Consider the following 8,675-nt stretch of genomic DNA (forward strand, 5'->3'; position numbering starts at 1 on the left):
CTACAATTTCACTATCGTCCGTCCACGTATCTGTCCCTCTAAGATCTGAGAAAGCGTCTTAGGCAATTCCTCCAAGGTAATTTCCTTAACCATTTGATCTGTCAAATGGTTTGGTTTCATATCGGATGCTAGACGTTCCCATACCATTTTGCGTTGATTCATCGGGCAATAGACGGAATCGATTCCAAGTAGATTCACGCCACGTAAAATGAAGGGATATACACTTGTAGACACATCTGTTCCACCCGTCAAGCCACTTAGAGCAACAGACCCCCCGTACTTCATGGTCGAAAGGAGATACTCTAATGTTTTCCCCCCAACAGGGTCTACTGCTCCAGCCCAAAGCTGCTGGCGCATTGGTTTGTCATCCACGGCAACAACCTCATTACGGTGTAAAATAGTAGTGGCGCCTAGTTCTTTTAGATAGGCATGCTCACTTTCTTTGCCTGTACTAGCCGTCACTTCATATCCATTTTTCGCTAAAATATCAACTGCAACACTGCCTACACCACCTGTAGAACCAGTCACCAGAACAGGTCCCTGCTCTTTCGACAAACCATTCTCCTCTAGTCGAATAATAGATAAGGCCGCTGTAAAGCCAGCAGTCCCCAAAATCATTGCTTCCTTCATTGTTAAACCATCGGGTAGGGGCACAACCCATTTAGCCGGAACTCTAGCTATCTCACTAAATCCCCCTGGATGAGATACACCTATTTCGTAGCTTGTAGCGATTACCTGATCACCTACTTGATATCGTTCATCCGTCGAGGCGATTACTATGCCCGCCAAATCAATTCCTGGAACCATTGGATATTTGCGAATGATCCGATTCGGAAGTGTCGCCATGCCATCCTTGAAATTAACACTGGAATAGGCAACACGAATCGTCACTTCTCCCTCTGGTAAATCAGCTATGGACCGTTCTTGTATCTGCATGTTGGATTGACCATTTACAACATCCAGCACAAGTGCGCGATAGATATCCTGCATGAAATCCACTCCTTCCATGATTGCTTTCCCTATGAAGTATAAATTGAATTACCTTTTATGAAAAGAAAACATCTAGCAAACTTTCATGTATCCATTCATTTTTTCTAGTCTTCCCAATAAGAGTATGAGCAATTTTCAAAGCAAAAAGGACTCTACCTAAATAAAGGATAGAGTCCTTAGATTTTTATGCGATGGGTTCCATCTGTTCTACTGGCTGATGTGCCTTTCCATTACCTTTAATGCGATCCACGATAATTGCAATGGCTCCATCTCCCGTTACGTTACAGGCTGTCCCAAAACTATCTTGTGCAATATAAAGGGCAATCATTAATGATGTCAGTGATGGACTAAATCCAAGCATTAATTGCAATAAACCAATTGCTGACATTACGGCTCCACCTGGTACTCCTGGGGCGGCCACCATGGTAATGCCCAGCATGAGGATAAATGGAAACATAATCCCAAAAGTAGTAGGCATCCCATTCAGCATCATTACAGCCATGGAACAGCTAACCAGCGTAATCGTACTTCCGGATAGATGAATTGTTGCACAAAGGGGAACTACAAAATCTGCAATCTGATCGCTTACTCTATTTTTCTTCACTTGACGTAAGGTTACAGGTATTGTAGCTGCTGAAGATTGTGTTCCAATCGCTGTCATGTAGACAGGAAGCATATTCTTCATTAAAGAAATATAGCTTTTGCGTCCCAATTGTCCAGCGATAAAATACTGCACGAAAAGATACAAAATATGCAAAGCAATAATAATGATAAAAACTTTAAAGAATACAGATATAATCAGTTGTACTTGTCCAGCATATGTGAGATTGGTAAACACACACATGATATGCACAGGCAATAAAGGTACGATTACAGATGAGATTACTTTTTCAACAATTGTTCTGAGATCAACCATTACGTTTTGGAGAGAATCTCCCTTGAGGGAAGCAGCCCCCAATCCCAAGGTAAAAGCAAGAACAAGCGCGCTCATAACGCCCATGATTGGCGGGATTTCAATCGTAAAATAAGCCTTAGTTAACGCTTCCTCTGGATTTTTGAAAGCACTGGTTAACGTCCCAACTTCTAAAATATGCGGGAAAAAGTTGGTGCTTACAAAATAGGCGGCCAAGCCTGCTACAATCGTAGAACCATATGCGATTGCTGTCGTTAATCCTAAAAGCTTTCCAGCACCCTTTCCAAGCTCCCCAATACCAGGAGCAATAAATCCGATAATAATTAATGGAATAATAAAGTTAAGAAAATTACTAAAAATACCGCTAAATGTTGCAAATCCTTTGATGATCCATTCAGGCGAGGTAGAGCCAATAATTACCCCTAAAATGATACCTAGAATGATTTTGGGTAAAAGACCTAATTTCTTCATCATTTCACTTCCTTATGTTTCTTGGTGTTGAAGTGTACACGTCAGGCGTACACTATTCCGCCAGGTATGGATTACTGCTAACGTACCACAGCAGCTTTGTTTTGTCATCCGCAATTTTTATAAAGTAATTCTTGTGAATTTTCCGCCGTTTATCAAAAAACCTTGTTAATAAGCCTTTTTTAACCGTAACACAAAAACACTTACACATTCTTCACACAAAAAAGATGCCTTTTTTAATAAAAATAAATTTTTGTAAGGGCTTTCATCAGCTTATGGAACGTATGTTTGTTTTCCTCAGGTGGATATTTGTCAATTTTAGAAGAATCACTGAACCACCGTTTTTCTGTTCTACTCTTGATAATTGCAGACAATCCCCTTTTTCTTCCTTTTCCATTTCCCATTGGGCTGATAGTAAAAAAAGGCGGTTGGATTCCGCCTCTTTTACTTTTCCTTCCTATTACTTCCCTATCTTTATTTCTGTTTCTCTTGCTCTCTGAGATTTTCTCCTATTCCCTTTAGCATATGTATGCCAAAAGAAATCGCACGATTGATATCAGGGTCTTGTAGTGCTTTGAATAGATCAAACATACCCATTTTATTCTCTTTAGCACTGGCTTCTTCTGCTTTTTGCAGACCATGTGTAAGACTTGAGACCAACTTCTTGGTCATCTCTGGCTCTATTTGGCCTAACGCTTCTGTTAATGCCATGACGTTATTAATGGATTTCGTTACATTTGGCTTTACCAACTGCTTAACAGCAATTCCAGCCATCTTTTCCTTGCTTTGAACCATAGATTGCACAGTTTCTAGGACACCCGCTTGGTGTAGCTCATCCAACAGTTTCACGGATTGACGAATACTTTGTGCATGCATGGCGATCTCTTCTTTTAATTGAGTAAGATGCAGCTGCTGGTGCCCCTCATTTGTGATAGTTGGTTTGGCTATTTTTGTAATGGGTCTGGCCATTATTGCTTCCCTCCTGCTACATTCACATCGGCGATAGGCTCATAATCAGCCCGTGCCCACTTGCGGTCTACCTGAACACCTAGCTGTGGGTTTCGTTTGGCATTACGTGGATTATTTTTTGGCAATGGATTTTGGCCGCTATGTTCAAGTACTTCCAAACGTACCTTGGTTTGTTTATAAGCTGGTGTTTGCGTACGAATATCGCCTACATTACCTGTTAGGATATTAATAGCATTGTCGCTACTGATGGAATTCATTGGGACATACAACTCTTTTCCTTGTACACGATTCGTTACAACTGCTCGTAATTTGATAGCTCCATATGGTGATACTAGACGCACTAAGGAACCGTCCTTGACCCCGCGTTCACAAGCAAGCTCAGGTGACACCTCCACAAATACTTCTGGTACTTTATATTGAATACCTTTTGACTTATTTGTCATGTTCCCTTCATGGAAATGCTCTAATAAACGCCCGTTATTAACCACTAGATCAAATTCCGCTGAATAAGAAATAGGTGGCACATATTCTACTAAGGACAGGCGTGCCTTACCATCTGGAAAATTAAATCGATTGATATAGAGTAACGGTTCATCTGTTCCATCAGGCAATACAGGCCAGATTAGACTGTTCCAATTTGCCAACCTTTCATAGCTAACCCCTGAGAAAAGCGGACTTAAGCTGGCAATTTCGTCCATAATATCACCGGGGTGAGTGTATCTCCAATTAGCGCCAAGGTGGTTTGCAAGCTGTGTAATGATCCACCAATCTGGTTTGGATTCCTCCCATGTAGGCAATGCTTGATAGAGCCGTTGAATCCTTCTTTCGGTATTGGTGAATGTACCGTCCTTTTCTAAAGAAGGTGCTGCTGGCAAAATGACATCTGCAAATTGTGCCGTCCGTGTAAAGAAAATATCCTGTACGACAAAGAAATCAAGCTTACTTAAGGTCTCTTGTACATGATTCGAATTGGAATCAACCCAAGCCATATCCTCCCCAATCAGATACATTGCTTTTAATGTACCTGCTTCTACTGCCTCTAACATCTGAATGTTCGTATATCCCGGCTTATTAGAAATTTTGACATCATACGCCTTTTCAAATTTTTGACGCGCCTCATCATCAGAGATGGACTGATAACCCGGTAGCCAATTTGGCAATGAGCCCATATCACAAGCTCCTTGAACGTTATTATGTCCGCGCAGTGGATACGCACCTGCACCATGCCGGCCAAAATTTCCTGTGACTAATAAAAGGTTGGCAATTGCTGCGGATGTATGAGAACCTGCTACGTTTTGGGTAACTCCCATACCCCACAGTACGCATGTACCATCTGCCTCACAAATCATTTTTGCTGTTTCTTTTAGTTGCTCTTGAGAAATTCCCGTCACTTTTTCAGCATATTCGAGTGTATAGTTTTGGATGGCTTCCTTATACTCTTCTAGGTAATTAACGCGTTTTGCTAAGAAGTCAACATCATGCCAGCCCTGATCAATGATATATTTGGCTACCGCTGTTAACCAGACAAAATCTGTCCCTTGATTCGGATGTAAATACAAATCCGAACGTTCTGCCATTTCATGCTTGCGCAAATCTGAAACAATTAGTTTTTGACCATGTAATTTCTTTGCACGCTTCACCCTCGTCGCCAAAACCGGATGACCTTCTGTTGGATTCGCTCCAACGATAATGACTAACCCGGCAGCAGCAATATCACTAATTACACCTGAATCACCGCCATAACCAACAGTTGACAATAACCCGTCTGTAGCTGGAGATTGGCAATAACGTGAACAGTTGTCTACATTATTTGTTTCAAAGACCTGTCGGGCCAATTTCTGTACCAAATAAGCTTCCTCATTGGTTGTTTTTGATGAACTAACGAAACCGAAAGCGTCTCCTCCATACTTTTGCTTCATCTCTTTCCACTTGGACGCAATCAATGTAAGCGCTTCCTCCCAGGAAGCCGGAACAAACTCATCTCCCCGTCGAATTAATGGTGTTGACAGCCGTTCATTGCTGTTGACGAAATCCCAACCGAACTTGCCTTTAATACAGGTCGAAATGCTATTGACTGGTGCTTCCTCAGATGGCTCAATTTTCAAAATTTGGCGTCCTTTCGTCCAAACCTCAAAGCTACAGCCTACCCCACAAAATGTACATACCGTTTTCGTTTTTTTAGTTCGAGTTTCACGCATGGCTGCTTCTGCTTCAGAGATGGCCAATATTCCACTGTAACCAGGCTCTACTTCCTTGACCAATTCAATCATGGGATCAAGCAATTCCTTCCCCATCTTTGTCATGAAACCAGCTTCACCTAGCATAGTTTTTTCCATTAAAGCATTACATGGGCATACAGTGACGCAATGCCCACAGGAGACGCAGGAGGATTCATTAATGGCTTTATCCTGATCCCAGATAACGCGCGGCATTTCTCGTTCCCAATCAATGGTTAGTGTCTCGTTGACTTGTAAATCCTGACATGCTTCTACACAACGCCCGCACAAGATACATTGATTCGGATCATATCGGTAGAAAGGATGAGACATATCTACCTCATAGCCCTTCTCTCTAAACGGTCGCTCCTGATGCTCCACTTCCATCAGCTCTACCGTATTATGTACACGACAATTGCCATTATTATTATCACACACCGTACAGTACAGCATATGGTTTTCGAGGACACGATCCATCGCTTGTTTTTGCGCTTCCTTTGCCGGTGAAGATGCAGTCTGGATACTCATTCCTTCCTCCACAACAGTAGAGCAAGCTCGCATCAGTTGACCGTTAATTTCGCAGGTACAAGTATCGCATGTTTGAATTGGGCCTAAAATAGGTGAATAGCAAATATGAGGATGCTTGATGTCTTGCTCAAGCAGATAATCAAGAATTCTAGTTCCCTCTTTTGCTTGGTGTAACGTATCATTGATGGTAAATGAAATCATTTTGTTCAAGGGTTATTTCCTCCGTTTCCTTCTCCATCTGCTTCAAAAAATAAAAATAACCCACCACAAAACAACCAGCGCAAACGTAAAACGTTGCCCAAGCTGTTTTATGGTGGGTTAATACTTAGCAGTGGTATATACCAGTTATCAATCCCTCCATACTCTGTACGCGTATGCGTAAAAGCACAGGATGAATAGTATGACTGTAATCAGCCAGACTTAGACATCAATGAACTTCTTTTTTAATGATAACCAAACTTTCAGAAATTGCAAGAGAAGAGCCCGTTTTTTTCAATTTTATGCTAATTCAACAACAAAAAAATAAACTTTAACATTTTTTGAAAAATAAATATATTGCCTAATTTTGGAAATCAGTTTATATTTTTTGTAGAACAAAAAAGGGTGGAATTATTTATGGATAATCGATACAGCTCTTTTCAAGAATTCGCTCAAGCATTTGAGAAAAAATGGGTAACCATAGCAATAGAACATGGATTAGTGAATGAGCCAATGGATATATATTTAGCTAAAGTCCGCAAAAAAGCACTTTTTGTCTGGAAGAAAAATAAAGGGGATGAATGGATAGAAAGACAGGGATATACCATTGTTGACAGAAACCTCGACAAGGAAGGAATTTTCGATAAAAAACTAGGGCGCGGTCGTCCACGAAAGCATGAGGATGATCGGCTACATCATGCCATCCATGTCAGACTCGACGAGGAAACATATCAAAAATTACTATCGCTGTGTCAAAAAAATAACCTTGACCTCTCTGAGACTATTCGTATGCTCATAAAAAAAGGGTAACCCGTTTCGCTATGTAAAGGAGGAATTAAGATGAGTCAGGAAGGTCAATTGCCTACTATCAGGACTACACTTCGCTGGTGGATACTTGCTAATGTGTCTTTGGGAATCTTTATGTCAACATTGGATGGCAGCATCACGAATGTAGCTCTCCCTAGTATTTCGGGTACATTAGACGTTCCCCTGCATATTGTACAATGGGTTGTAACAGCTTATTTATTAGCGATCGCTTCCCTTTTACCTATTATTGGAAAATTATCGGATCTTTTTGGACGTGGGAACTTATATAATCTGGGATTTTTAATTTTTTTGATTGGATCTGCTTTATGCGGTTTATCAAAATCCATTTGGATGTTAATTGGCATGCGTGTCCTACAAGCTGCTGGCGCCGCACTGCTGATGGCTAATAGTCAAGCGATCATAGCTGCCACTTTTCCCAAAGAAGAACGTGGTCGGGCCCTCGGAATAACCGGTATGGTGGTATCACTTGGTTCATTATCCGGCCCAGCCATCGGTGGCATTCTAGTTGATTCGTTTGGCTGGGAATCTATTTTTTGGATTAACGTACCCATCGGTTTAATCGGATTTATCGCAGCATTACGTATCATGCCAAAACAGCACCAAAAACGTGTGGGAGAACCTTTCGACTATCTTGGTTCTATTATGTATATGACAAGTATGATTACCTTCCTATATACCATTTCTAATGCTGAGGAACATGGATGGACAACGGGAATTACATTAGGTGGTCTTCTCTTTTCATTCATCATCTTTGTCTTATTTTATCGACGTGAAACACGAATCTCACATCCTATGCTTGACTTCTCACTATTTAAGATAAGGACCTTCCGTTCAGGAAGCTTTGCGACTCTCCTGTCTTTTCTCTCTCTTTTTTGCATAACTATTCTCATGCCGTTTTATATGCAATTGGTGCTAGAATATCCCCCGAATATCGTGGGTTATGTGATGATGGCAAATGCTGTGATGATGGCGATCGTTGCTCCGTTCTCCGGTTGGCTGTCTGATAAAATTGGCTGCTACTATTTAACGATCTCAGGCTTGGTGATTAATGCGATATCCTTTGTTCTGCTAACGAAGCTTACAACAAATGAACCGGCATGGCTTGTCGCAACACATATGGGCATATTTGGAATTGGCACTGGTCTTTTTTTATCTCCAAACAATGCTAGTATTCTCGGATCAGTTCCGCCCACACTATTAGGAGCAGCAGGCGGTCTAAATGCATTAGTCCGCAATATCGGGATGGTATTAGGGACGACATTTGCTATCTCACTATTCTCTTTTCAATTGAATAGATTAACTGAAGATCAATCTGGATTTAGTAGCACTGATATCCTAAATGTGGAAGCTTACATGACTGCTCTTCATACTGTCTTTTGGGTAGCAGCCGTGATTTGCCTTTTTGCTGCCGTACTCTCTTCTATGCGTGATAAGCCTCAACGACAGAAAAGGAAAGTGGCGTAGCTGTTCACTCAGTAAAGCTAGATCACCATATGTTGCAAAAAAATACGGGCATGACGCTCACGAATTCCGATTCGCGACGTCATGCCCGTATCTTTTATGAT

The 8,675-nt window shown here is 41.3% G+C and carries 6 protein-coding genes; 2 read left to right on the forward strand and 4 right to left on the reverse strand.

Annotated elements, in window-relative coordinates:
• The 4 genes from BRLA_RS12405 to fdhF form a co-directional block, all read right to left on the reverse strand.
• Window positions 1-990 (reverse strand): acrylyl-CoA reductase family protein, encoded by a 990-nt coding sequence (locus tag BRLA_RS12405; RefSeq protein ID WP_041752184.1) that lies wholly within the window; start codon window positions 988-990, stop codon window positions 1-3.
• Between the two features lie 184 nt (window positions 991-1,174).
• Complete coding sequence (locus BRLA_RS12410; RefSeq protein WP_022584755.1) at window positions 1,175-2,374, reverse strand: dicarboxylate/amino acid:cation symporter; 1,200 nt, start codon at window positions 2,372-2,374, stop codon at window positions 1,175-1,177.
• A gap of 471 nt (window positions 2,375-2,845) precedes the next feature.
• A complete protein-coding gene (locus BRLA_RS12415; protein ID WP_003336320.1) occupies window positions 2,846-3,340 on the reverse strand; it encodes a helical membrane plugin domain-containing protein in 495 nt (164 codons plus the stop codon).
• A complete protein-coding gene (gene fdhF, locus BRLA_RS12420) occupies window positions 3,340-6,294 on the reverse strand; it encodes a formate dehydrogenase subunit alpha (RefSeq protein ID WP_003336319.1) in 2,955 nt (984 codons plus the stop codon). Before fdhF ends, BRLA_RS12415 begins: the two co-directional genes overlap by 1 nt.
• Before the next feature lie 405 nt (window positions 6,295-6,699).
• Between fdhF and BRLA_RS12425 the strand changes: the two genes are divergently transcribed.
• Together BRLA_RS12425 and BRLA_RS12430 are read left to right on the forward strand one after the other, a co-directional pair.
• Window positions 6,700-7,092 (forward strand): hypothetical protein, encoded by a 393-nt coding sequence (locus BRLA_RS12425; RefSeq protein WP_003336318.1) that lies wholly within the window; start codon window positions 6,700-6,702, stop codon window positions 7,090-7,092.
• A 30-nt stretch (window positions 7,093-7,122) separates the two neighbouring features.
• A complete protein-coding gene (locus BRLA_RS12430; protein ID WP_003336317.1) occupies window positions 7,123-8,574 on the forward strand; it encodes an MFS transporter in 1,452 nt (483 codons plus the stop codon).
• Window positions 8,575-8,675 lie beyond the last annotated feature (101 nt).

It is taken from the genome of Brevibacillus laterosporus LMG 15441, from assembly GCF_000219535.2.
In the GTDB taxonomy this organism is placed as follows: Bacteria; Bacillota; Bacilli; order Brevibacillales; family Brevibacillaceae; genus Brevibacillus_B; species Brevibacillus_B halotolerans.